This window comes from Arthrobacter sp. GW822-FHT05G07 (genome assembly GCF_058799755.1).
Genome location: NZ_JBXALT010000003.1, coordinates 418410 through 442771 on the forward strand (window position 1 = coordinate 418410; position 24362 = coordinate 442771).

General features: G+C 62.9%; 15 protein-coding genes and 1 riboswitch. Of the genes, 11 read left to right on the plus strand and 4 right to left on the minus strand.

All coding sequences use genetic code 11. The features are described 5' to 3' along the window. The first annotated feature begins 10 nt into the window (after window positions 1-10). Both AC1RJY_RS07085 and AC1RJY_RS07090 read left to right on the plus strand, forming a co-directional pair. Window positions 11-1234 (plus strand): MFS transporter, encoded by a 1224-nt coding sequence (locus AC1RJY_RS07085; RefSeq protein ID WP_498601983.1) that lies wholly within the window; start codon window positions 11-13, stop codon window positions 1232-1234. After that, on the plus strand, window positions 1231-2259 hold the full coding sequence (locus AC1RJY_RS07090) for a TolB family protein (RefSeq protein WP_498601953.1): 1029 nt from the start codon (window positions 1231-1233) through the stop codon (window positions 2257-2259). Before AC1RJY_RS07085 ends, AC1RJY_RS07090 begins: the two co-directional genes overlap by 4 nt. A 99-nt stretch (window positions 2260-2358) precedes the next feature. Here AC1RJY_RS07090 and AC1RJY_RS07095 read toward each other — a convergent pair whose 3' ends face one another. After that, on the minus strand, window positions 2359-7257 hold the full coding sequence (locus AC1RJY_RS07095) for a DUF4082 domain-containing protein (protein ID WP_498601955.1): 4899 nt from the start codon (window positions 7255-7257) through the stop codon (window positions 2359-2361). Window positions 7258-7605: 348 nt separating this feature from the next. Here AC1RJY_RS07095 and smc point away from each other — a divergent pair, with 348 nt between their 5' ends. Together smc and ftsY are read left to right on the plus strand one after the other, a co-directional pair. Then, window positions 7606-11184: a chromosome segregation protein SMC gene (gene smc / locus AC1RJY_RS07100; RefSeq protein ID WP_498601984.1), complete on the plus strand. Its 3579-nt coding sequence runs from the start codon at window positions 7606-7608 to the stop codon at window positions 11182-11184. Between the two features lie 20 nt (window positions 11185-11204). Continuing rightward, window positions 11205-12410: a signal recognition particle-docking protein FtsY gene (gene ftsY / locus AC1RJY_RS07105; protein WP_141285266.1), complete on the plus strand. Its 1206-nt coding sequence runs from the start codon at window positions 11205-11207 to the stop codon at window positions 12408-12410. Between the two features lie 66 nt (window positions 12411-12476). Here ftsY and AC1RJY_RS07110 read toward each other — a convergent pair whose 3' ends face one another. Beyond that, window positions 12477-13697, minus strand: coding sequence for an MFS transporter (locus AC1RJY_RS07110; RefSeq protein ID WP_014922088.1), 1221 nt, complete (start codon window positions 13695-13697; stop codon window positions 12477-12479). Window positions 13698-13961: 264 nt separating this feature from the next. Here AC1RJY_RS07110 and AC1RJY_RS07115 point away from each other — a divergent pair, with 264 nt between their 5' ends. After that, window positions 13962-15290 carry an ammonium transporter gene (locus tag AC1RJY_RS07115; RefSeq protein WP_014922087.1) on the plus strand — a complete coding sequence of 443 codons (1329 nt, stop codon included), beginning with the start codon at window positions 13962-13964 and terminating at the stop codon, window positions 15288-15290. Then, window positions 15287-15625, plus strand: a complete 339-nt coding sequence (locus AC1RJY_RS07120) for a P-II family nitrogen regulator (protein WP_011775128.1) — start codon at window positions 15287-15289, stop codon at window positions 15623-15625. Before AC1RJY_RS07115 ends, AC1RJY_RS07120 begins: the two co-directional genes overlap by 4 nt. 73 nt (window positions 15626-15698) lie before the next feature. Here the strand turns inward: AC1RJY_RS07120 and AC1RJY_RS07125 are convergent, their stop codons facing one another. Continuing rightward, a complete protein-coding gene (locus tag AC1RJY_RS07125; RefSeq protein WP_498601957.1) occupies window positions 15699-17237 on the minus strand; it encodes a glucose-6-phosphate dehydrogenase in 1539 nt (512 codons plus the stop codon). A gap of 30 nt (window positions 17238-17267) precedes the next feature. Here AC1RJY_RS07125 and ffh point away from each other — a divergent pair, with 30 nt between their 5' ends. Both ffh and AC1RJY_RS07135 read left to right on the plus strand, forming a co-directional pair. Next, window positions 17268-18848, plus strand: coding sequence for a signal recognition particle protein (gene ffh / locus AC1RJY_RS07130; RefSeq protein WP_011775126.1), 1581 nt, complete (start codon window positions 17268-17270; stop codon window positions 18846-18848). 104 nt (window positions 18849-18952) lie between these two features. After that, complete coding sequence (locus AC1RJY_RS07135; protein WP_014922085.1) at window positions 18953-19675, plus strand: alpha/beta fold hydrolase; 723 nt, start codon at window positions 18953-18955, stop codon at window positions 19673-19675. Here the strand turns inward: AC1RJY_RS07135 and thiC are convergent. Next, window positions 19658-21526, minus strand: coding sequence for a phosphomethylpyrimidine synthase ThiC (gene thiC / locus AC1RJY_RS07140; RefSeq protein ID WP_498601960.1), 1869 nt, complete (start codon window positions 21524-21526; stop codon window positions 19658-19660). The genes AC1RJY_RS07135 and thiC overlap by 18 nt on opposite strands. Continuing rightward, a riboswitch (TPP riboswitch) is annotated at window positions 21522-21629 on the minus strand. It overlaps the preceding gene by 5 nt. Window positions 21630-21712: 83 nt before the next feature. On the opposite strand from thiC, the gene AC1RJY_RS07145 reads away from it, so the two are divergent. The 3 genes from AC1RJY_RS07145 to AC1RJY_RS07155 all read left to right on the plus strand — a co-directional run bounded on the left by AC1RJY_RS07145 (window position 21713) and on the right by AC1RJY_RS07155 (window position 24347). Further along, a complete protein-coding gene (locus AC1RJY_RS07145) occupies window positions 21713-22795 on the plus strand; it encodes an amidohydrolase family protein (protein ID WP_210063701.1) in 1083 nt (360 codons plus the stop codon). 79 nt (window positions 22796-22874) lie between these two features. Continuing rightward, a complete protein-coding gene (locus tag AC1RJY_RS07150; RefSeq protein WP_014922082.1) occupies window positions 22875-23747 on the plus strand; it encodes a VOC family protein in 873 nt (290 codons plus the stop codon). A 162-nt stretch (window positions 23748-23909) separates the two neighbouring features. Further along, entirely contained in the window at window positions 23910-24347 is a 438-nt protein-coding gene (locus AC1RJY_RS07155) for a hypothetical protein (protein ID WP_238324316.1), read from the plus strand. The last annotated feature ends 15 nt before the right edge of the window (window positions 24348-24362 follow it).

The window sequence follows — 24362 nt, forward strand, 5'->3', positions numbered from 1 at the left end:
ATCGAGCGAAGTGCCGTTCCGTTTGTCTCCGGTCATTTTGTGGTTGGGCATTGTGAGTATGGTGACCGATGTCTCCTCGGAGTCGGTCACCGCGATCCTCCCTTTGTATGTGACCGGATTCCTGGGATTGTCCACCATTGCCTTTGGGGTCATCGACGGCATCAACCAGGGCGCCAGTGCGATCGTCAGGATTGCGGCCGGCTGGGCTGCCGACCGCAGTGGCCACCCCAAACGGATAGCTTTGGCCGGCTACGGCTTGTCCATGATTGCCAGAATTGGTTTTCTCTTCGCGGGCGGGTTCTGGGCAATAGCGGCAATAGTTACCGGTGACAGGATCGGCAAGGGCATCCGCACGGCACCGCGGGACGCCCTCATTTCGGTCTCAGCACAGCCCGAACATCTGGCTCGTTCCTTCGGCGTGCACAGGATGCTGGACAACATCGGCGCCGCGGCCGGGCCGTTGATCGCGTTCTTCGTGTTGTTGATGATTCCCAACGGTTTCAGCACGGTGTTTGTGGTGTCTCTGGCGTTCGCCGTGATCGGTGTTGCTGTTCTTGCTTTGGTGGTGCCTGATATCAAGGCGCGTGGCCTCAAGGGCACGGAGGAACGCGAAGGACGCCGGCTTTTCGCTTTTTCCTGGAGTCACCTGAAGGAACCAGGGCTGGGCAAGCTGCTGATTGCTGCGGGGCTGTTGGGGTTGGTGACCGTTGGTGACGGCTTCATCTATCTGGTGCTGCAGGCACGGGATTCCTTCGCCGTCCAGTGGTTTCCGTTGTTGTTCGTGGGCACAAATGTGGTGTTCCTCGCCTTCGCCATTCCGCTGGGACGGCTGGCGGACCGGGTGGGAAAGATCCCGGTGTTCGTAGCGGGACACATTGCGCTACTGGCAACCTACCTCCTCGCGGCGGCACCTTTCGGGGGGCTTTGGGCGACTGTAGGCTGCCTGGTCCTCCTGGGAGCGTTCTACGCAGCCACAGATGGCGTTCTGGCCGCCTTGGCCAGCCAACTAACCCCTCCGGGGAAGCTCGCCACGGGCATTGCCTCTGCGCAGACAGTGGTGGCTCTCAGCCGGATGATGGCATCGGCAGGTTTCGGTGTCCTCTGGTACGCAGTCGGCGCGCCAACGGCCATGGTGGTGGCCGGTGGGTTGCTCGCCTGCGCTGTCGTGGCCGTCGCGTTCATCCTGAGAGGCGCCCGGATTGCCCCGGTTCAGGATGCAAGTGACGAGGCATGAGCGGCGGGCTCGCGGAAGGTAAGTTGCGGTGGGGTGCCCTCCTTGCCGTCACGGCACTGGTCCTGGTGGCGGCAGGTATCTACGCGGTGGGCGCATATCAGCGTTTCGAGGAGAGTCGCACTGCGGCCTCGTCCGTGGGCGTCACGGCGAGCCAGCCGCTTCCGGCCGGACCCTTCATCCTTTTTCGCAACACAGCATCAGGCCAAGGCTACGGAAACGCCGCCACTGTTCCGTTGGACTCCCCGGATGGCACCCGGGCGGTGAGTGGACAAGAGTGCGATCGCGTTTACGGAACGCCGGAGAACGTGGTGTGCCTGAAGACAAACCGGGGATTGGTGACGGCATTCGAGGCTGCTGTGCTGGACCGCAACTGGGAGCAGCAACGGGCCTGGCCGGTCCCGGGAATACCCAGCAGGACCCGCATCAGCCCCGACGGTTCCATGATCGCCACCACCGTTTTCGTTTCCGGCCACTCCTATGCCACAGCAGGCTTTTCCACCGCCACCGAGATCAGCCTTCCGGAAGGTACCTCCGGTAACCTCGAGGACTTCGCCTTGATGGTGAACGGCGAAAGGCTTCTTGCCACCGACAGGAACATTTGGGGTGTGACCTTCGCGCCTGGCCAGAGCGATGTTTTCTACGCTACTGCCGCTTCCTCAGGGCGCATCTGGCTGGTGCGGGGGAGCCTGTCCGCCAAGACCCTGACTGCCATTCACGACAACGTTGAGTGTCCGTCCATCTCGCCTGATGGCACGCGGATCGCGTTTAAGAAGAACGACGGCGGGGCGTTGGCAGCCCACTGGAACGTCGCTGTGCTTGAGCTCGCTACGGGACGGGAAACGGTACTCGCTGAGAAGCGCAGTGTCGATGACCAGATCGAATGGCTCGACAACCAGAACGTTCTCTACGGTTTAGCGGACGAAACCATTGACGGGGACAGCAACATCTGGAAGCTGGCAACCGATCCCGACTCGCAGCCGAGCCTGTTCATCGCCCACGCATGGTCACCCAGCGTGGTCCGCTGAAGCTGCTCGAGGTCAGGGGTCCACTGCATGGATCCGCTGGCGCCCGGCCCGGAGTTCGGGGGTCGGACACCAGCGGAAGTCGCCGTTTACGGCCGGCCGTCAGCAGGTCCGCAGCAACCCGCAGAGAAGCCCGCCGGTTTGTGTGGGACTGGGCGTGGGACTGGGGGTGGCAGTCGCCGTCGCCGTCGCTGTTGGTGACGGCGTTGCGGTGGCGGTGGCAGTCGGAGTAGCTGTGGCGGATGGCGCAGCCTGCTGCTGGGCAGGCGCCGCCGTGGAGTACACGACGTCAACGAAGTAGTTCGTGGCGTTCCAGGAGTTGGTCGGCATCACGCCGCCGGATCCGTACCGATAGAGCCCGTTATTCGGGCCGGAGGCGGTGAACACGCCACTGGTCCACGTTTGGTTGAAGAACCCCTGTGTAAAGGAGTACCTGCCGTTGGGCGCCCGGTAAGACACCACATAGGTTTGGCCTGTAGACAAGGCGACCGGGGCGGACAGCGTAGCCGTTTGCCACCCGGTAGCGGTTTCATTCGTGAATGTCACCTGGGCGAGGCGGCTACCCGCAGAATTCCACAGGGATCCGACGTGAGTACCAGTGTTGCCTGTTCCCTTGTAGAACCGGATGCCGGTTACGCTTCCTGCTTGCGAAACCGTGAAGGCCGTCCCGAGCTCCACCGATTTGGTTTCAGAAGCGGCCGCTACCTGTGGCACCAACGATCCAAAGATCGTGGATTGCTGCATGGTTGGGGCAGCCGTGGTGAATTGCCAATTGCTCGGGGACAGCGTCTGCCCTTGTGGAGTTGCCACACCTGAGACGCTGGCTGAAATCACCGTGCTGGCCGGCAGGGCAGCCGTCGGCGTGAAGGTGATGGTCTTGGCGTCGGCGGACAAAGCAGCCGTCCCGGCCACGGCCGAACCGTTCGCGGTCAAGGTGAACGAGGCACCGGGTTTTATGGCCGTGGAGAACGTGATGGTCGGTTTCACATCAGTCGGAATGGCCGTTGCACCGGGACCCGGCACCTGCGCCACCACGCTCAGTGGCGGTTCCGCTACGGTAAATACCAAATCCACGAGGTAGCTTGCCGTGGATGCGGTGTTTGGGAAATCCCCGCTGTAGGAGTAAGCCCCGGAATCCGGCTCCGTCTTTAGCGGCCCGCTGGTGAAGCCCTCGCCGAATCCTCCGGCGGTGTAGGAGTACTTACCTGTAGGCGTCTTGTAGGCGGCCACGTACTCTGTGTCAGCCTGGATGTTCACCGGTTGGCTGAACGTGGCCGTCTGCCAGCCGGTGCTGGATTCATTGGTGAAGGCGACGGTAGCCAACACCTGGCCGGCGGCCGTGTACAGGTATCCGGTGTGGGTTCCGGTGTTCCCCGCGGACTTGTAGAAGCGCACGCCGGTTACCTGGCCGGCGGTGTCACTGCTGAACCGGACGCCCAACGTCAAAGGCACTCCATCATTGACTTCGACAGTGGTCGGCGTCACCGTGTCCTCGTACAGGCTGCAGGGGCACGAACCAGGCGTGCCGGCCGGCGGGACAGTGGTGAACTGCCAGGTACCGCCGGACGACATCGGTTGTCCGGACGTCGCCGTCGCGGTCACCGTTGCCGTGTACGTTGTACCGGCCGCCAAGGGGGCCGCCGGAGTGAACGTGACCTTGCGCGTTGCCGTGTCGTAGGCGGTGGTTCCTGAAACCGCAACGCCGGCGGCGGTCTTGAGGGACAGAGCAACGCTTGAGGCAACTGCGGCCTCGGAAAGGACTGCGCTCACGGTCGAGTTCAGTGGGACGCTGGAGGCGTTCGGGATCGGGTTATGACCGCCGACCGTGAACGGTGGCGCCGAAACCATCACCACCACGTCCACCAAGTAGCTGGCGGACGACCGCGAACCCGGGAAATCGCCACTGTACGTGTACGCGCCCGCGTCCGACACAGTCCGAAGGGGTCCAACGCTCATGCCGGACCCAAAGCCGTTGGACGTGGCCGAGTAGGCGCCCGTGGGTGACTTGTAGGACGCAATATATTCAGTGTTCGCCGCAATCTGGACGGGCTGGCTGAACATTGCGGTCTGCCATCCGGAGCTGCTCTCGTTGGCGAAGGTAACTGTTGCCAGCTGCTGGCCCGTGGCCGTGTAGAGGGCGCCCGTATGCGTGCCCGTGTTGCCGGCCGACTTGTAGAACCGGATGCCGGTGACCTCGCCTGCCGAAACACTCGAGAACCGCACACCCAATGTCAGCGGAACGCCATCACGGATCTCGGCAATCCCTGGCGTCACGCTGTCGTCGTAAAGACTGCAGGGGCAGGAACCGGGAACCGGCACCGTGGACGCTGTGGTGAATGTCCAGGTGCCCCCTGAGGTTACCTGGCCGCCTACCGTGTCGGTACCGGCAAGAGTCGCCGTGTACTGCGTACTGAAGGCCAACTGCGATGTCGGAGTGAACGTGGCGCGGCGGGTAGCAGCGTCGTAGGTCGTGGTGCCGGCCACGGGACCGGCAGCAGACTGCAGCGTCAACTGGACGCTGGCGGCGGTGACGGGCTTGGAGAACACCGCGCTGACCTTCGTGGAGACCGCGACGCTTGACGACGACGGGATCGGGGAGTGCCCGGACACCGTCATTGGGGAATTGTCAACGGTGCTGAAGATGGCGTCGGCGAAGTAGTTGCCCCCGTTGAAGCTGGTGGTCGGGAAGCTCTGGGAGGTGCTGTACACACCTGCGGGTTCAGCGCCAAAGCCCCCCGCAACCGTCAGTGGGGCAGCGGTGGACCCGAAGCTCACCCACTGGAAGTCCTTGGTGGCATAGTGCCCCCGTGGAGCCCAATACGAGACCGTGTACTTCTGCCCGGCGGCGACCGCTACAGGTTGGCTGAACAGCGTGCTCTGCCAACCGCTGGCAGTCTCATTGCTGAATGTGGCGGTGGCCAGGCGCTCGCCGGAGGAACTCCAGAGTGAGCCCGTATGCGTTCCTGTGTTTGCGGTGCTCTTGTAGAAGCGGACGCCGGTGATGAAGCCATCCACCGTGGGAGTGAAACGCAGTCCCATTTCGTACGCGCCCCCATCACCGGAGTCCTGGATCGCGGGAACCGTTTGGCCGAACACGCTGTACGGTCCGCTCAGTACGAGGTTGCGGGTGGTCGGAGTTCCAATGTTGGCGCTGTCGTCAATCGCGCGAACCTGGATGGTGGCATTTGCCAGGCCCTGCTGGATGTAACTGTAGGTCCAGTTCTGCTTGCCCGCGGCGGGGTGCCAAGTGCTGCCGCCGTCCGTGGAAACCTCGACGCCGGCAACCACGCCGCCGGTGTCGGCTGCGGTGCCGCTTACTGTGACTTTGCTGCCATGGGGGATGGTGGCCCCATTGGCCGGGGCGGTAACAGCAACCGTCGGCGCTGTCCGATCGCTGCTGGCGGCCGCGGCCACAAGGCCTGCTGCCCTCGAAGCCGGCTGCGCCCCCATGTCGGCAAGAAGGTTGACTTGGGCTTGGCGCATCCTCGGGTCAGCCGGAGCCCCGTTGCCGTCGTGTTCCTGATCCAGGCCCCAGGTCCACTGCACGCTGCCGGCTGAGAACACCAGGGCCCCGCTCGCAGCGCGATACAGCGTGACGTTATGGGTGGTGGTTCCGGGCTTCACCGTGTTCCCGTAGTCCTGCAGATATTCGGCTACGCTGCCTACCGTTGTGGACAGGCGGATGAGGCCGGCCGGACGGAAGCCGTTGTCGATGTCCTCGTTCGACTCATACCCCACGGTGTGCGGAGCCAACGCCGCCGACGAGCCTGCCGGCAGGGAAGCCAGCGTGGTATTACGCCAGAGCCGCGTCTTGCCTTCCTCGGAGCTGACGGTCACGGGAAGGTCGGAGTAGTTGGACATGTACAGGGTTCCAGTCAGCCCGTTCTCCGGGAGTCCGCCGCCATTGGCCTGTGATGCGAAACGCGGGTCCCGCCAGGTGCCTGTCCACTGCGGGCTGGGGTCGATCTTGCCGTTGGACCACGTCTCCTTGTAGGAGGTCAGCGTGCGCCCGGCTGCGCCATCCACGATTGAGGGTTCGAAACGGGTCCTCCAATACATCTCGTTGCCGGACAAGAACTGCAGGTTGACGCCCGCATCGCGTGCCGCTGCGACGTTGGCGCGCTGTGGGCCGGACCAGTACTCATCGTGCCCCACGGACAGGAACACTTTGTGATTGAGCAGCAAACTCCCGCTGCGGTCGGTGTCGAGCCCGCTGATGTAGCTGACGTCATAGCCGTTCTGCTCCAGGAAGCGGACCATCGGGTACTCGTTGGCGAAGTAAAAGTCCCTGCCATCGGGCCCGCCGCGGCTGTTCATGGGCCGGTTATAACTGATCTTGTAGGCCCTGCCATTGTCACCGCCCTCATAGAAGCTGGAGCCTCCGTAAGTGTTGTAGGCCTGCCATGTGGTGTCACTGGTTTGGAAGACCACGTCCGAGCGGCTGGCGTCTTGGCGGACAACGAACGTTATGTGGCTTTGGCCGCCAGTATCAGGCCTTGTCAGCAGGGCAACGTAAACACCGGATACTGCTGTTGCCGGTACTTGCCACGTTGCCGACACACCCCACGTGCCGCAGTCGTACAGCTCCGTGGCGAGGTCGCTCCGGCAGGCAGGTTGGTTCTGGCGCAAGACCGATGGCACAACATCCGCGATCTTGCGCGCTCCGTTGCCGCCGTACCAGCCTGTGCGGTAGATCGCTATGGTGTAGCTCGGCGCATTCGTGGCCACCTTAAAGCGGATGGGCTGGCCGGCATTGACGCTGATCTCGGTCGAGAAGCCTTGAATGCTGTCATCCCCGGCTCCAAGGATGTCCCACTCCGATGGGGGGCTGCCTGGTTTGGAGTTCTCGCAGACCACTGGGTTTACCACGGGGTCGCAGGGCCCTGCCGCAACGGCTGCTGGTGCTGTAAGAGGCAGCAGGGCTGCCACCATGGCAAGCACCAAGGGCACAAGAAACCCTTTGAAGACCCGCTGCGGTTGGGTAGCTGAAGGACCGGGCATGAGAACTCCTGGAGTGGTACGCCGATTGCTAAGACGGGGCCACGCCTTAAGCGCAGCCCCTGCTTGCCGCTCCCCAGCCAGGGTCAAACCAAGATCTTCAGTTATGAAATACAGGATTATCACGGATGGATGTTCCGAAGATCGGGACCGGATCCGGCAAAGACCGAACAGAAGTTCAAGCCGAAGCCGGATCACAGGAACGAATCCGCCAAGTAACCCTTGGCAGGAGTGTAGGGGCGTGGCTTGCCGCCCGCAAGGGCTTACGCCTTCAGATCCGCGGATTTCGCACAAACCGCAGTAGATTTAGTGGATACAGACACCCGGGCCACCCAGGAGAACCGAAGCGCCTTGCACCTGAAAAGTTTGACTGTCCGAGGATTCAAGTCGTTTGCGTCGGCCACGACCTTCGACTTTGAGCCGGGCGTCACTGCCGTCGTCGGTCCCAACGGCTCGGGCAAATCCAATGTGGTGGATGCCTTGGCCTGGGTCATGGGAGAGCAGGGCGCAAAAACCCTCCGCGGCGGCAAGATGGAAGACGTCATCTTCGCAGGTACCTCAGGCCGGCCTCCGCTGGGCCGGGCCCATGTGGCCCTGACAATCGACAATGCGGACAACGCACTCCCCATCGAGTACAGCGAAGTCACCATCTCCCGGACCCTCTTCCGTACGGGTGGGTCCGAGTACGCCATTAACGGCGCACCCTGCAGGCTCCTGGACATCCAGGAACTCCTCTCCGATTCAGGCCTCGGCCGCGAGATGCACGTCATCGTCGGACAAGGCCAGCTGGACCGCGTACTCCATGCCACCCCTGAGGACCGCCGCGGCTTCATCGAAGAGGCCGCAGGCATCCTTAAGCACCGCCGCCGCAAGGAAAAGACTGTCCGCAAGCTGGAAGCCATGCAGGCCAACCTCGCACGGCTCGGTGACCTCACGGCAGAGATACGGCGGCAATTAACCCCCTTGGGCAAGCAGGCAGAAATAGCCCGCCGTGCCCAAACAGTCCAGTTCGATGTCCGTGATGCCCGCGCACGACTTTTAGCTGACGACCTCGTGCAACTGACCACAACCCTTGAAAAGGACGTCGCCGACGAAGCAGCGCTCAAGGAGCGCCGTCAGGTGGTTGAAGCGGAGCTGGGTGCGGGGAGGCGACGCCAAGCTGCCTTGGAGCAACAGGCCACCGAAGCCACACCGCGACTCAACGCAGCACGCGACCATTGGTACCAGCTCTCAGCAAACAGGGAACGACTCCGCTCGCTCGGATCACTGGCCACGGAGCGCAGGAGGCTCTTGGGTTCCTCGGAGGTCAGCCCGGACACGGGACGCGACCCCGAGCAACTCGAACGCCAAGCCGCCAGGGTCCGTGAGGAACAGGCTGCCCTTGAGCACGACATCCTTGCAAAGCAAGCGGCACTCCTGGAAGCCACAGTTGCCAAGGACTCGGCCGAAGCACTCGCAGCTGCGGAAGACAAACGCTTGACGGCCATGCTAAGGGCAGCCGCCGACCGCAGGGAAGGGCTGGCCAGATTGGCAGGCCAAGTGGCAGCGGCCAGATCCCGGGCTGAAGCTGCCGAAGCCGAGCGTGGTCGCCTCAGGGAATCCCTCGGTGCAGGTGACGAACGGCGCCGTAAGGCGCAAAGCGAGTTCACTGCCCTCGAAACACAGGTGGCGGGCGTTGAAGACGGCGAAGAGAGCCTCGACGCTGACTACGAGAATGCCAACGAGGTCCTGGATGCTGTCCTGGCGGAGATCGAGGAACTGAAAGCTTCCGAGCGGGAAGCTGTCCGTGAGCGGGACGCCCTGACGGCTCGGCGTGATGCACTTCAACTGGGGCTCAACCGCAAGGACGGGTCCGGAAGTCTTCTGACGGCTGAGGGCGTTCTTGGTTCATTGGCCGCGCTGATAACTATCGAGCCGGGATACGAAGCCGCCATAGCTGCCGCCCTGGGGAGTGCCTCTGACGCCTTGGTGGTCGCCGATACGGACAGCGCTGTAGCAGCCTTGCGTTTACTGAAGGATGACGACGCCGGCCGGGCAGCACTGCTTCTTGCCGGCGGTCCACCCGCCGAGGAAGACGTACGTGCCAACGCCGCGCTTCCCGCCGGTAGTCGCTGGGCAGCCGATGTGGTGAAAATCGCTGATCCCGCTGCTCAAGGTGCGCTCGCACTCTTGGCCCGTACCGCCGTCGTCGATGATGTGGAGGCGGCGGCAGACCTCATTGCGGAGCACCCTGGCCTCAGGGCTGTCACCCGTGAAGGTGACGTTCTGACCTCCCTGACCATCACAGGCGGATCGGCCACCGCGCCGTCACTGCTTGAGGTTCAGGCAGCAGTGGACGACGCCGTTGCCCGGCTCCAGGAGGTCACGGCCCGTCTGGAACGTGGACGCTTCGCCTTGGCCGGAGCTCAATCGCGCCGCGCCGAAGCGCAGGACCGCGCCGACGCCGCCTTGGAGCGGCTGCACGAATCGGATGCCCGGCTGGCGGCGGTCGCTGAGCGCTTGGGCCATCTTAACTCGGTTCTTCGCAGTGCTGTTGGCGAAAGCGAAAGGCTCGCTGCATCCATGGCCAAGGCTGAAGCCAACATCGCTGAAGCTCAACTGGACCTCGAAGTCGCAGCGGAGCGCCTCGCTGCGGCCCAGGAAGCTCCGGATGAGGAACCGTCCACGGATCAACGGGATGAACTGGCTGCCCACGCCAGAACCGCCCGGGCATTGGAAACAGAGGCCCGCCTCGCGCTCCGGACTTCGGAAGAGCAGTTGGGAGCAATCAGTAACAGGGCGGCATCTCTTGAGCGGGCAGCAGCAACTGAACGCCGTGCCCGTGAAGAGGCCGCTCGTCGGGCGCAACGCCGACGCGCCCAGGCGAATCGTGCGGCGGCAGTCGCGTCAGCGGTGGAGCAGACCCTCCGGTTCATCGATATTTCGGTGGATCTGGCCGGATATGATCGTGACCTTGCCGAGCAAAAGCGTGAGCAGCTGGAGAAGGAGCTCACTGAGGTCCGCTCCGGGAACGATGCCCTGGCCCGGGAGCTTGCCGAACTGACTGACTCGGTGCACCGGGATGAAATGGCCCGGACACAGCAGCGGCTCCGCATCGAGGCCCTGGAATCGCGGTCCATCGAAGAACTGGGCCTCTCCGCTGAACAACTCATTGCCGATTACGGTCCCGATCAACCGGTTCCACTGCCACCCGGAGCCACCACCGATAAGTGGGCTGAGCTTCGGGCGCCGGTTGATGAGAACGGCGAGGCCATCATCGAGGGAGTTCCGTTCGTCCGGGCAGAGCAGGAAAAACGGCTGAAGAAGGCCGAACGAGAACTTGCGGCGCTGGGCAAAGTGAACCCCCTCGCCTTGGAAGAGTTCGCCGCGCTGGAAGAACGGCACCAGTTCCTGAGCTCGCAGCTTGAAGACCTCAAATCCAGCCGCAAAGACCTGCTGGACATCATCAAAGAGGTGGATAACCGTGTCCAGCAGGTGTTCACCGAAGCCTTTGCTGATACTTCAGCGCAGTTCGACCACGTCTTTGCCCGGCTCTTCCCCGGCGGCGAAGGAAAGTTGGTACTCACTGACCCTGACGACATGCTCACCACGGGAATAGAAGTAGAGGCCAGGCCCGCTGGCAAGAAGATCAAGAGGCTTTCGCTGCTCTCCGGCGGGGAGCGCTCACTCACGGCAGTGGCACTATTGGTGGCGATCTTCAAAGCCCGTCCCTCGCCGTTCTATGTCATGGATGAAGTGGAGGCGGCGTTGGACGATACCAACCTGGGCCGGCTCATCACCATTTTTGAGGAACTGCGGGAGTCCAGCCAGTTGATCGTGATCACCCACCAGAAGCGAACCATGGAAGTGGCCGACGCACTTTACGGAGTCACGATGCGGGGCGACGGCGTCTCCACCGTGATCAGCCAGAGGCTCGGTGCCGGGGCATAGCTTTATGAGAAGGTAGGGGAGTGAACGATTTCCTACCCATAATTCTGTCCATTCTCGCTGCGCTCGTAGTGGTCGGCGGACTCGTGCCGGTACTGATGAAAGCCCGGAAGACCGGCGCAAAGTACCCCGGAACACGTGACGCGAATGATCCCGTCCAGTCATCGGCAGCAGGCGGCGGAACCCTTGTGGAGGACCGCCCGGATGCGGTAAAGGCCCCGGCCCCGACCTTCGACGGAACCGTCGAGGACACGGACGTCCCGGATGACGCCGCCGGGCTCGAGACCATCGCCATCGATACACCGGCGCCGGTGGAGGGTCGCCTGACCCGTCTCCGTGCCAGGTTGATCAAGTCCAACAACATCCTGGGCAAGGGCCTCCTCGCACTTTTGTCAGGCGACAAGATTGACGAGAACGTGTGGGACGAGGTTGAAGAGACCCTCCTGCTGGCCGACCTTGGCACCGAACCCACCATGCAGCTGGTCGATGCTTTGCGGGAGCGCGTGAAGGTGCTGGGCACCCGCAGCCCCGAGGACGTCAAGGCGATGCTCCGTGAGGAGCTCATCAAGCTGGTGGATCCCGGCATGGACCGTTCGTTGAACGTCGAGCGCAAGGGTGACCGTCCCGCCGTCGTCCTTGTTGTTGGTGTGAACGGCGTTGGCAAGACCACCACCGTAGGCAAGCTGGCACGTGTGCTGGTGGCTGAAGACAAGGACGTGCTGTTGGGGGCGGCTGACACGTTCCGTGCGGCAGCGGCCGAGCAGTTGGCCACGTGGGGACAGCGTGTGGGTGTGCCCACCGTCAAATCCGATATCGACGGCGCGGACCCAGCTTCCGTGGCCTACGAGGCCGTGAAGGCCGGCATTGACCAGGAAGTCGATGTGGTCATGGTGGACACCGCCGGACGCCTGCAGAACAAGACCGGCCTGATGGATGAGCTCGGAAAGGTCAAGCGCGTCATCGAAAAGCTGGCCGAAGTGGATGAGGTCCTGCTGGTCCTGGACGCCACTACCGGACAGAACGGCCTCAACCAAGCGCGCGTCTTCGCGGAGGTAGTCAACATCACGGGCATCGTCCTGACCAAGCTGGACGGAACCGCCAAGGGCGGCATTGTTGTGGCCATCCAGAAGTCATTGGGGGTCCCGGTGAAGCTCATTGGCTTGGGCGAAGGCCCGGACGACCTCGCACCGTTCGATGCCGAAAGCTTCGTGGACGCACTGCTTAACTAGCGCTGCCTGCCCAACTGACTGGCATTAGCGGTTGTTCTGAGCCCTCAGAGCAACCACTATTGCCAGTCAGTTTTTCGGTTTAAGCGGTTCGCGTGCCGGCAGCCACGCCGCGGCGGTAAGGAGGAGCACGCCTCCTGTGATGCCGAACGCCCAGCCGTAGCCAAGGCGGTCAGCGAGGAGTCCCGCCACGATGGGACCGACGATCGCGCCTGTGTCAGCCGCCATCTGGAAGATGGCGAGTACCTTCCCTCCCGAACGTCCCCGGCCGATAACATCGGCGACGGCGGCCTGTTGCGCCGGCCCCAGCAAACCGGAGCCGAATCCTGCCACAGCCGAAGCTATGAGGAATGCGGGCAGGTCTGATGTGAGGCCAATGACCCCGGTGGCCGCGCCCGTGATGACCAGACCGGGGATCAGCAAGGGCTTACGTCCCCAAGCGTCCGCGAGCCGCCCGCTGAAGGTCAGCGCCAAGGCGTTGCCAACGGCAAAGATAGCCAGGGCCCAAGCGGCGGTCTCCGGCGCGGACTGCAGGACCGCAACGGCGAACAGCGGGATAGTGGCCATGCGGACGCCGAACGTCACCCAGCCGTTGCCGAAGCTCGAAAAAATGGCGGCACGGTACGCGGAGTCCGCCAGAGCTTCCTTCAAAGTCATTGCCGGGGCAGGTGCTGCGTCCTCCGCCGCATTGCCTTCCCCGCTGAGCATGGTCCGCACCACCAGGGCAGCCACCAACAACGCTCCGGCGTAGGCAAGGAAGGGCACCCGGAGGCCAAAGCCCGCCAGCAAACCGCCCACTACCGGCCCCAGGACGCTTCCGATCAGGAAAGCTGAGGCGTAAGCACCGGACACACGTCCCCGCCGTTCGGGTGGTGCAAGCCGGATGAGCAGTCCCATGGCGGCAACCGTGAACATCACCGAGCCGGCCCCGCCCAGACCGCGGAAGATCAGCAGTTGCCAATAGTCTTGGGCAAAGGCGCAAGCCGCCGTGGACACCGCCACGATCAGCAAGCCTGAGACGTAGACATTCCGTTCGCCAAAGCGTCCGATCAAGGCGCCGCCTGCCGGGGCGAAGACCAGCCTCATGAAGGCGAAGATGCTGACAATCACTGCGGCAGCCGTGGCGCCGACGTCGAACGTTGTGGCGAACTGCGGCAGGACAGGAGCCACCAGACCAAAGCCCAGCGCGATCAGGAAAGCCGCAGCCAACATCACCTTGATGTCGCGCGGAAGGGGAGCCTTCTCCGGCCTGATCCTTGGAGCTTTGACGGATCTGGGCGACTCGGTCATACGGTACTGGTCCTTCAGGTGGGATGTCTGGGGCTATTGGGGTGCGTGTGGTCGAAAACCGGGTATTTCCTGTGAAGTCCGACGCCTGAAACATATCCGTAACACCGGGGATATGCACCATTTACGTTGGGGAGGTTGTTGTAACGAGCCCGCAATGTAAAACCTGCGCAGGTGAAACACGGCGGCACAAAACTCTTAAGCAGGACGCAAACGGCGTCAGGACAGCGGTTGAACCGCAGATCTAGCAAGAGAGGAACGTGCACCATGGAACTTACCGCAGGTCACGTATGGGTCATGGTGGCGGCGGCGCTTGTGCTGTTCATGACACCTGGTCTGGCATTTTTCTACGGCGGCATGACACGCGCCAAGGCAGCCCTGAACATGATGATGATGAGCTTCATCTCCATCGGCATCGTGGGCGTCGTCTGGGTGCTGTGGGGCGCTTCGATGAGCTCCGGTGAAGGTTTCCTGCAGATCGTGGGTAACCCGTTTGCCACCTTCGGCCTGGAAGGCATTGACACCCCGGATGGCTTGATCAAGGTCGGCTACGCTTCCACCTTCGCCATCATCACGGTCGCCCTCATCAGTGGCGCGATCGCTGACCGCGCAAAGTTCGGCGCCTGGAGCATCTTCGTCCCGGTTTGGGTCACGCTGGTTTACTGCCCGCTGGCCTACATGGTGTGGGGCGGCGGACTCTTCGGCCCGGAAGGCGCTATCGGCAAGGCCCTTGGCCCGGCCATTGACTTTGCAGGTGGCACCGTGGTGCACATCAATGCCGGTGTAGCAGCCTTGGTCCTGGTCCTCATCATTGGTAACCGCCGTGGTTTCGGCAAGGACCCGAACCACCGCCCGCACAACATCCCGTTCGTGATGCTTGGCGCTGCAATCCTTTGGTTCGGCTGGTTCGGATTCAACGGCGGTGCAGCAACCACCGCTGAACAGGGTGGCCTCATCTGGATCAACACCCTCGCAGCACCTGCAGCAGCCATGATCGGCTGGCTCATCACCGAACGCATCCGCGACGGCCACCCGACCTCCCTCGGTGCAGCTTCAGGTGTGGTTGCCGGCCTCGTGGCCATCACCCCCGCCTGTGCAAACGTCAGTCCCATAGGTGCACTCGGTCTCGGTGTGGTTGCCGGTGTGGCGTCGGCCCTGGCCGTTGGCTTGAAGTTCCGCTGGGGCTTCGACGACTCGCTGGATGTCGTAGGCGTCCACCTTGTTTCCGGCATCATCGGCACCGTGGCATTGGGCTTCATCGCCCTGCCCACCGACGGCGTCGGTGGCGGCCTCTTCTACGGTGGCGGCATGGCCCAGATGTGGGCACAGCTCGCGGCAGCCGGTATCGCCATTGCTTTCTCGGCCATCATGACGGCCATCATCGCCTTCGCCATCCACAAGACCATGGGCTTCCGGGTCTCCACTGAGCAGGAGAACGTTGGCGTCGACCTCAGCCTCCACGCTGAGACGGCCTACGAATTCGGTGTCAACGGCCACGGCGGCAGCTTCCAGCCCCTGCACGAGGCGATGACTGGAAAGAGCGATCCCGCAGCAGCCAAGACCCCCGCAGAAGGCAAGGAGAGTGTCCAGGCATGAAGCTCATCACAGCGATCGTCCGTCCCGAAAAGCTTGAAGCAGTCCGGGAAGGCCTCGAATCATACGGGGTCCAGGGCCTGACGGTCAGCGCGGCCAGCGGGTACGGCCGTCAGCGCGGCTACACCGAGGTGTATCGCGGAGCCGAGTACAACGTGGATTTGCTGCCCAAGATCCGCATAGAGGTCCTCGCTACGGATGAGCAGGCAGACGACATCCTGGATGTCCTCATCGCCAGCTCCAACACCGGCCGCGCCGGTGACGGCAAGGTGTGGACCGTGGATGTCTACGAAGCAGTCCGGGTCAGGACCGGAGAGCGCGGCGCAGCCGCAATCTAAGTCCTCCACTCAACATAAAGCGGGCCGGGTACCAATCAAGGTACCCGGCCCGCTTTTGGTGTATCCGCTGACTTTAGTCCTCGACGTCGGTGGGCCAGTTCGCCGGCCCCGCGCTGCCGGCGTCGTACTCGTCCAAGGGGACGGTACCGCTCTCCCACGCCCGAAGGACCGGCTCGATGATCCTCCAGCAGTCTTCAGCCGTGTCGCCACGGACGGACAGCAGCGGATCCCCGGTCAGGATGCCCTCCAGCACTTCTCCGTAGGGCAGCATGCCGGGTGCGTTGAGCTCGGCCACCAGACTGGCGCGGTCCAAGGTGAAGATGTCTCCGGGGCCGTTCACGTCGACGTTGAGTTGGAGCACGTCCGGACCGAAACCGATCCGCAGCTGGTTGGGGGAGTCCATACCGGAGAAGCCCTTTGGCAGATGAGGCACAGGGCGGAAGGTGATCACTGCCTCTTTGCGCCGGCGCCCCAGGGCCTTGCCCGATCGAAGGATGAAGGGGACGCCCTTCCATCGCCAGTTGTCGATGTCCACCCTGACCTCTGCGAGTGTTTCGGTATTTCGGGACGGGTCCACACCCTCCTCGGCGGCGTAGTCCGGTACCTTGCGTTCCCCGATGGTTCCCGCTGCATACCGGGCGCGCCGCGTCGAGCCGGTGTAAGGGGCCTTGATGCTGCTGGCCCGCAGGACCGTTGCCACGGCGTCACGAAGGTCCCGTTCCTCGATGGTGGCTGGGGCATCGATGGCGAGGAAAGCCATGATGTGCAGGAGGTGGCTCTGAATCATGTCGCGGAGCGCCCCGGCGGTGTCGTAATAGCGGGCCCGACCCTCGAGTGCCAGGTCCTCGTCGAAGATGACCTCCACTTTTTCGATGTGGTCCCGGTTCCACACTGGTTCCAGGAACCTGTTGGCAAAGCGGAGGCCCAGGATGTTCAGCACCGTGGCTTTGCCCAGGAAGTGGTCCACCCGGTGGATGTGATCTTCAGGCACCAAAGCGGCCAACGTCTTGTTCAACTCATGCGCCGATTCCGTGCCGGAACCGAAGGGCTTCTCCATGACCAAGCGTGTACCGGCGGGCAGCTGATCCCTGTGCAGGACCTCGCAAGCCTTCTGGCTGACGTGCGGGGGCAGGGCGAAGTAGATGGCAATAGGCCCCTCCAACGTCGCGAGCAGCTCCGCCAGGGGTCCGTCCGCCGTGACATCCACTTGGTGGTATTCCGTGGCGGCGGCAACGGCGGCCAAAGCAGCTTGCCCGGTGGCGTCGGCCCCGCCCACGGCAGCTTCAAAGGCGCCCTTGACTCTTTCCTGCCACTGTTCAGGGGACCAAGGGTCGGAGCCGGCTCCGACCAACCGAAGACCGGGAGCCCGGCCCGAAGCCAGTAGCCCGGCGAGTCCGGGAAGCAGCAGCCTGCCTGTGAGGTCCCCGGACGCGCCGAGGATGAGCAACGTTTTTACCGTCGTTTTGCTGGTCACTGTGCCAGCATGCCATCTTGCAGGTGCGACTTGGTACCCTAGATAGTCGAGTCCCCTTGTCGATTCAGATTTGTTGGGTTGAGACATTTTTATTTGGGGGCAATCGTCAAGACTCTGGCGTGCCGCATTGGCCGCCATTCGTAGACCATCGAAAGAAGTGCACGGCGCGTGTTCAATTCACTCTCTGACCGGTTGACAGCAACCTTCAAGAACCTTCGTGGCAAGGGCCGCCTCACCGAGGCTGATGTCGATGCCACCGTTCGGGAGATTCGCCGTGCCCTCTTGGATGCGGACGTTGCCGTATCCGTGGTCCGCGAGTTCACTGGCCGTATCCGCGAACGTGCCCTCGGCGCCGAAGTCTCGGGAGCATTGAACCCGAGCCAGCAGATCGTGAAGATCGTCAACGAGGAACTCAAAGAGATCCTTGGTGGCGAAACCCGCCGCATCCGCCTGGCCAAGACCGGCCCCACCATCATCATGCTTGCCGGCCTCCAAGGCGCCGGTAAGACCACCCTCGCCGGCAAGCTGTCCAAGTGGCTCAAGGCACAGGGCCACAGCCCCATGTTGGTGGCCTGTGACCTTCAGCGCCCCAATGCAGTGACCCAGCTCCAGGTTGTCGGCCAGCGCGCGGGCGTTCCCGTGTTTGCTCCGCACCCCGGTGCTACGTCCGAGCTCGAGCACCCTGCCGGTGACCCGGTAGCCGTCGCCAAGGCCGGTGTTGAGGAAGCTCGCCAGAAGCTGCACGACGTCGTGATCGTTGACACCGCCGGCCGCCTTGGCGTCGACGCCGAAATGATGGACCAGGCCCGCCGCATCCGTCAGGCGATCATCCCCAACGAGGTCCTCTTCGTCATCGACTCCATGATCGGCCAGGACGCCGTCAACACGGCGATGGCTTTTGATGAAGGCGTCAACTTCACGGGCATCGTGCTGTCCAAGCTCGACGGCGACGCCCGCGGCGGTGCCGCGCTTTCGGTAGCGTCCGTGACCGGTAAGCCGGTGATGTTCGCGTCCACCGGCGAAGGCCTGGACGATTTCGAGCTCTTCCACCCAGACCGCATGGCCTCCCGCATCCTGGACATGGGTGACGTCCTCACCCTGATCGAACAGGCGGAAAAGGCGTGGGACAAGGACGAAGCCGCCCGGATGGCGAAGAAGTTCGCCGACCAGGAAGACTTCACCCTGGACGACTTCCTCGCCCAGATGCAGCAGATCCGCAACATGGGCTCCATGAAAAAGATGCTCATGATGATGCCGGGTGCGCAGAACATCCGTCAGCAGCTGGAGAACTTCGACGAAAAAGAGATCGACCGCGTCGAGGCAATCGTCCGCTCCATGACTCCCCACGAGCGTGTGGCTCCGAAGATCATCAACGGCTCACGTCGCGCCCGTATCGCCAGGGGCTCCGGTGTGCATGTGTCCGAGGTCAATGGCCTGCTGGAGCGGTTCGCCCAGGCCCAGAAGATGATGAAGAAGCTCGCTCAGGGTGGCGGCATGCCGGGAATGCCCGGAATGCCGGGCCTCGGAGGCCCCGGTGGCGGACGCAAGGGCGGCAAGAATGCCCCGAAGAAGAAAGCACGCTCCGGCAATCCCGCCAAGGCAGCCCAGGAACTTCGCGATGCCGAAGCCAAGCGGGCAAACGCAGCCTCGGCGGCACCCACGGGTGCGGCTTTCGGCCAGGGCGCAGCAGACTTCGACCCGTCATCGCTCAACCTTCCCAAGGGCTTCGACAAGTTCCTCGGCAAGTAAACGTTGCAACCCGACTGGCTGACATTAGTGGTTGTTTTGAACACTCAGAGCAACCACAAATGTCGGTCAGTTGGGGTGTCAGAGCCGTGGAATAGGCTGAACCAATGCATAAGCAGCGCGTAGTCTTCGTCCACGGTTTGGGCAGTTTCGGTTCAGCCGCATGGCCGAAGCAACATGGCATGGCCCTTGCTTATGACGCACTCTTCCTTCGGCGGCACGGCTTTGATGCCGTCACCGAACCTCTGGAGTCCAACGTCGCGGCGGACGTGGCCATCCTGATCAACGCGCTGGTGGACTCCGGCGGCGGCCACGTCGTTGCCCACGAACAAGGCGCTATATCCGCCATGCTTGCCGCCGTCGAGCGCCCCGATCTGGTGCACTCGCTCTCCCTGGTAGAACCGTCCTGCTTGTCTCTGACCGCTGAGCTTCCGGCGACTGCTTCCTACCGGGCCCTCATGGAACCGCTGTTCGACGTAAGAAACCAGCTCAACGACGCCGACTACCAGCGCGAGTTCTACCGGCGTGCTTTCTCGGCCGAAACCGGCGGGCTGGACACCCCGGAGGCCCGGCGGTCAGCCCGCAGGCTCCGGCTCCAAGCACCGCCATGGGATGCCCCGCTCCATATCGTGCCGGGCGTTCCCACACTCGTCCTCACGGGAGGTTGGGAGCCCTTGTATGAGGAAATCGCCGGCTATCTGCAGGAAACCGGTGCCCTCCGCCGCGTAGCAGCGGGAGGACACCGGCCCCAGGATTCCGTTGACGGAGATCAGGCTATCCGCTCGTTCATCGCGGATGTCGGCCGGGCTATGTCAGTTCAAGCTTCCTGAGCGGCTGACGCCCTGGTTTGCCGGGACCTGAAGCTCCGGCAGGTACACCTTTCCACCTGAAGCCAGGAACTCCTCGCTCTTTTCCCGCATGCCGCTGTACATTCCAGCGATGGCCGCCTGCGATTCTGCCGAACCATACTCGTCACGGATGTCCTGGCTGATGCGCATCGAACAGAACTTGGGTCCGCACATGGAGCAGAAATGGGCGGTCTTCGCCGGTTCGGCGGGCAACGTCTCATCATGGAAGGCCTCGGCAGTCACGGGATCGAGGGACAACGCGAACTGGTCGCGCCACCGGAATTCAAACCGCGCCTTGGAAAGTGCATCATCACGTTCATGAGCCCCCGGATGTCCCTTGGCGAGGTCCGCAGCGTGCGCCGCGATCTTGTAGGTGATGACGCCCGTTTTGACGTCGTCCTTGTTGGGAAGCCCCAGATGCTCCTTCGGGGTCACATAACAGAGCATGGCCGTGCCGTAGCGTGCAATTTCCGTGGCGCCGATGGCCGAGGTGATGTGGTCATAGCCGGGGGCGATATCGGTAACTAGCGGACCCAACGTGTAGAACGGCGCACCCTTGCACAGTTCCTGCTGGCGCTCCACATTTTCACGCACCAGATGGAAGGGAATGTGCCCCGGGCCTTCCACCATGACCTGCACGTCGAACTCCCACGCCCGTTGTGTCAGCTCAGCGAGCGTATCCAGCTCGGCGAACTGCGCGGCGTCGTTCGCGTCGGCGATGGAACCGGGGCGGAGCCCGTCACCCAGGGAAAACGCGACATCGTATTTGGCGAAGATTTCGCACAACTCGTCAAAATGCGTGTACAGGAAGTTCTCCTGGTGGTGCGCCAAGCACCAGCCGGCCATGATCGAACCGCCGCGGGACACGATGCCCGTGACCCGGTTGGCGGTCAACGGCACGTACCTCAGCAGAACGCCCGCGTGGATGGTCATGTAGTCCACGCCCTGCTCGCATTGCTCGATCACGGTATCGCGGAAGATTTCCCACGTCAGCTTGTTGGCCTCGCCGTTCACTTTTTCCAGCGCCTGGTAGATAGGGACTGTTCCGATCGGAACGGGGGAGTTGCGGATGATCCATTCGCGCGTCGTGTGGATGTCATCTCCCGTAGAGAGGTCCATCACTGTGTCAGCGCCCCACTGGGCTGCCCACTGCAGCTTGTCCACCTCCTCGGCGATGGAGCTGGTGACTGCAGAGTTTCCGATGTTGGCGTTGATCTTCACGAAGAAAGCCTTGCCAATGATCATCGGCTCGGATTCGGGGTGGTTGATGTTGTTCGGGATAATCGCTCTTCCCGCGGCAACTTCGCTGCGGACAAGGTCAACATCGCAGTTTTCCCGCAACGCGACGAACTGCATTTCAGGAGTCACAACTCCCTGCTTCGCGTAGTGCATCTGCGTGACGGTCCTACCCTCGACGGCGCGGCGCGGCACAGGTTGCGCGCCCTTCCACTCCGCTGACGCTGCTCCACGCCGAACCGCGGACTTGCCGTCGTCGAGTAGGTTTCGTTCCCGACCAGAATAGGCCTCCGTGTCTCCGCGGGCTTCGATCCACGGTGCACGGAACGACTCCAACCCCACCACCGGATCGCTGCCCGGGCCTGCTGTTCGGTACACCCGCAAAGGGGGATTGGCTTGCCCGTTGGGGGAGGGCTCCAAAGCGATCTCCGTGACGGGGACTTGTATGCCGTTGTCGCGGTCTTCCAGCCACGCCAACGAGTGGGACTTCAACGATTGCGTGACGGGCTCAGGAGCGTTTTCGCTTGCGTTGATCTGGTTTTGGCCTGCGTTGATCTGATTTTGAACAGGGCTGTGCTGTGTTTCTGCGGTGCTCAAGGGAATACTCACTTCCTTCGCCGGCATTACCCGGACAGGTTCAACGGTCGCAGACTGCATCAGTCCGATCTCAGCCCCTGCAAGGGCTCCCGTGTGGTCGTAGACGAAGCTACCACAGCTCCCGGCGGGCTCCCAGTCACATGAGTACAGCAGGCTCTGGTTAGCCACCGCAGCTACGCTTTTGCCATGGCCAACATCATCGAATTCAGTGGACCCGTGCTCGTCTCGGCGGACGAAGAGCGCCGCGGGCTGTGGTCCATCGACGGCAAACTGACGTTTGAACGTCCCCTTGCCTCGCCGGACAAGGTATTGGATGGCTGGGTACTGCCGGGATTTGTTGACGCACACTGCCATATCGGACTCGGCGTTGGAGGAGCGGTTGACGAGCAGGCCACGCTTGCCCAGGCACAAGCAGACCTCGTCGCCGGGACGCTGCTGATCCGCGATTGCGGATCGCCCTCAGACACCCGCTGGGTACAGCAGCGATCGGACTTGCCCCGGTTGATCCGGTCAGGCCGGCATATCGCGCGGAGCCGACGTTACCTCCGCGGGTTGGGCCACGAGATTGAGCCCGGCGACCTCGTGGAGACCGTCCGAAAGGAAGCCCGCGACGGCGACGGCTGGGTAAAGCTGGTGGGTGACTGGATCGATCGCGGCGTTGGCGATCTCGCTGCCTCTTTCCCGGCGAAGATCGTGAGGGACGCCATTTCGGCCGCGCATGATGAAGGTGCCAGGGTCACGGCTCACTGTTTCGCCGAGGACACCATCGACGACATGCTCGATGCCAATATCGACTGCATAGAGCACGCCACCGGTCTCCTGCCGCGACACCTTCCCCGCTTGGTGGAACAGTCAGTGCCGATCGTTCCCACCTTGGTAAACATCGCTACTTTCCCGGATATAGCAGCCCAGGCCGGGCAGAAGTTTCCGGAGTACGCGGACCATATGACCCGTCTCTGGGAGGGGAGGCGTGAGCGTGTGCTTGAGGCCTTCGAGGCGGGTGTTTCCATCTATGCAGGCACCGACGCCGGCAGCGTGATCAAGCACGGCAGGATTGCCGACGAAATGAAGGAACTGCACGACGCCGGCCTGCCGCCGGCGGCGGTCCTGGACGCCGCCGCGTGGAGTGCCCGTCCATGGCTGGGAGCCGACGGCATCAGCGACGGGGCGAGTGCCGACGTCGTGCTGTGCAGTACCGATCCACGGCGCCACCTGGAGACAGTGCTCGAACTAAAGCACATCGTCCTGCGAGGCGAGATCGTACGTTAGGAATAAATTGAAGCTTCAAGTAATTTAGTAAGGTAAGCAGGGTACCGAAAGGCGGCATCCTCAAAACCGGGAGCTTCACATGACCACCACCTCCAGCCAGGATCTTCTTCCCGCCGAACTCACCATGGGCACCGTCATGCTCAAGGTCGGCGACATGAAGGTCATGAGTGACTATTACCAGCGCGCCCTGGGGCTGGACGTCGTGGCCGAGCAGGATGGCGGGCTCTATTTGGGACGCGTAGGTAAGCCCGTTGTCCATCTTGCGCCGGCGGTTGGCTTGCAGATACCGGGGCGGGGGGAGGCTGGCCTGTTCCACACAGCCATCCTGTTCCAGGATCAGCCCTCACTGGCCGCAACCATCGCCACGGCCGCTGAATATGAGCCCCGGGCGTTCGCGGGCAGCGCCGACCACCTGGTCAGCGAAGCGTTCTACTTCACTGACCCCGAAGGTAATGGAATCGAGCTTTACTACGACAAGCCGCGTGAACTCTGGCAGTGGGATGGCAAGAATGTAGTGATGGATAATGTGGCCTTGCCGCCGCAGCGCTTCCTCCAGCAGCACCTGAGCGAAGCTGCCGTAACGGGGCAGCGGGAGGCCGCTGCCGGCGTTGGACACGTGCACCTGCAGGTGGGCGACGTGGAGACTGCGCAGAAGTTCTACGTTGAGACCCTTGGCTTCGAGCGGACTGCAGGCTGGCATGGTCAGGCGCTGTTCGTTTCCGCCGGCGGCTACCACCATCACATGGCGATGAACGTTTGGAACAGTCGCGGAGCCGGACCCCGGAAGGACACGCTCGGCCTGGGTGAAGTCTTGATCGAAGTCCCCGGCAGTGAAGACGTAGCAGCGCTGGCGGATCGCCTGAAAGTTGCGGGTGTGCAGAATCATCACACCGGAGCTGAGCTTCAGTTTGAGGATCCTTGGCGGAACAAGCTGCGGGTCGCCGCCAAATAAGCCACGGCCACCTGTTAAGCCGCGGCCACCTGCTAAGCCGTGGCCACCCGCGCCTGATCCGCTGGCCCCCTCCCGCTGCATTAGGCTGGGCAGTGACGGCACGGAGCCGATATGGATTCCGTGCCGCCGCCCCGTCAGCACGAAGGAATGAGAGTACTTTCCATGGGCTTTGCCGAAATTTTTGTAGCCACCCACGATGAAGCACTCAAACGGGCAGCTGCCCTGGAGAAGGGCGCGGATGTGACCGGCCCGGCCGTCAGGATTGACGGCATTACCGACTTCGAAGTCGAACAGTTGGGCGACCTCGCAGGACAGGCTGTCCACGCCGCCGGAGCTGACTACGAGCTTGCCCTGGTTGATGTGACGAGTGACGCACTTCTGGGGGTTCCCGAAGCCATGGTGCGGGCCCTTGCTGAACTGCTGACTTATGAGAGCGAAGGCGACGCGAACGTTCTCGACGACGTCGCTGCTGCCTGGGCCGCGCAGGACGACATGCCTTTCGATGCCGCCCAGTCACGCCAGTACGTCCAACAGCTCGCTGCCCTCGCGACGGACGTGGAGAAGGCTGAGCGCACGGGCCTCTATGTGTGGTCTGAGTAACCCACCGATCCGGGT

Excerpts from the sequence above, each read along its gene's own strand:
- AC1RJY_RS07150 (WP_014922082.1), top strand. The coding sequence starts at position 22,875 with ATGACCACCACCTCCAGCCAGGATCTTCTTCCCGCCGAACTCACCATG.
- AC1RJY_RS07145 (WP_210063701.1), top strand. The coding sequence starts at position 21,713 with ATGGCCAACATCATCGAATTCAGTGGACCCGTGCTCGTCTCGGCGGAC.
- AC1RJY_RS07125 (WP_498601957.1), bottom strand. The coding sequence starts at position 17,237 with ATGGCGGCCAATGCGGCACGCCAGAGTCTTGACGATTGCCCCCAAATA.
- AC1RJY_RS07090 (WP_498601953.1), top strand. The coding sequence starts at position 1,231 with ATGAGCGGCGGGCTCGCGGAAGGTAAGTTGCGGTGGGGTGCCCTCCTT.
- AC1RJY_RS07115 (WP_014922087.1), top strand. The coding sequence starts at position 13,962 with ATGGAACTTACCGCAGGTCACGTATGGGTCATGGTGGCGGCGGCGCTT.
- AC1RJY_RS07135 (WP_014922085.1), top strand. The coding sequence starts at position 18,953 with ATGCATAAGCAGCGCGTAGTCTTCGTCCACGGTTTGGGCAGTTTCGGT.
- AC1RJY_RS07120 (WP_011775128.1), top strand. The coding sequence starts at position 15,287 with ATGAAGCTCATCACAGCGATCGTCCGTCCCGAAAAGCTTGAAGCAGTC.
- AC1RJY_RS07155 (WP_238324316.1), top strand. The coding sequence starts at position 23,910 with ATGGGCTTTGCCGAAATTTTTGTAGCCACCCACGATGAAGCACTCAAA.
- AC1RJY_RS07110 (WP_014922088.1), bottom strand. The coding sequence starts at position 13,697 with ATGACCGAGTCGCCCAGATCCGTCAAAGCTCCAAGGATCAGGCCGGAG.
- AC1RJY_RS07095 (WP_498601955.1), bottom strand. The coding sequence starts at position 7,257 with ATGCCCGGTCCTTCAGCTACCCAACCGCAGCGGGTCTTCAAAGGGTTT.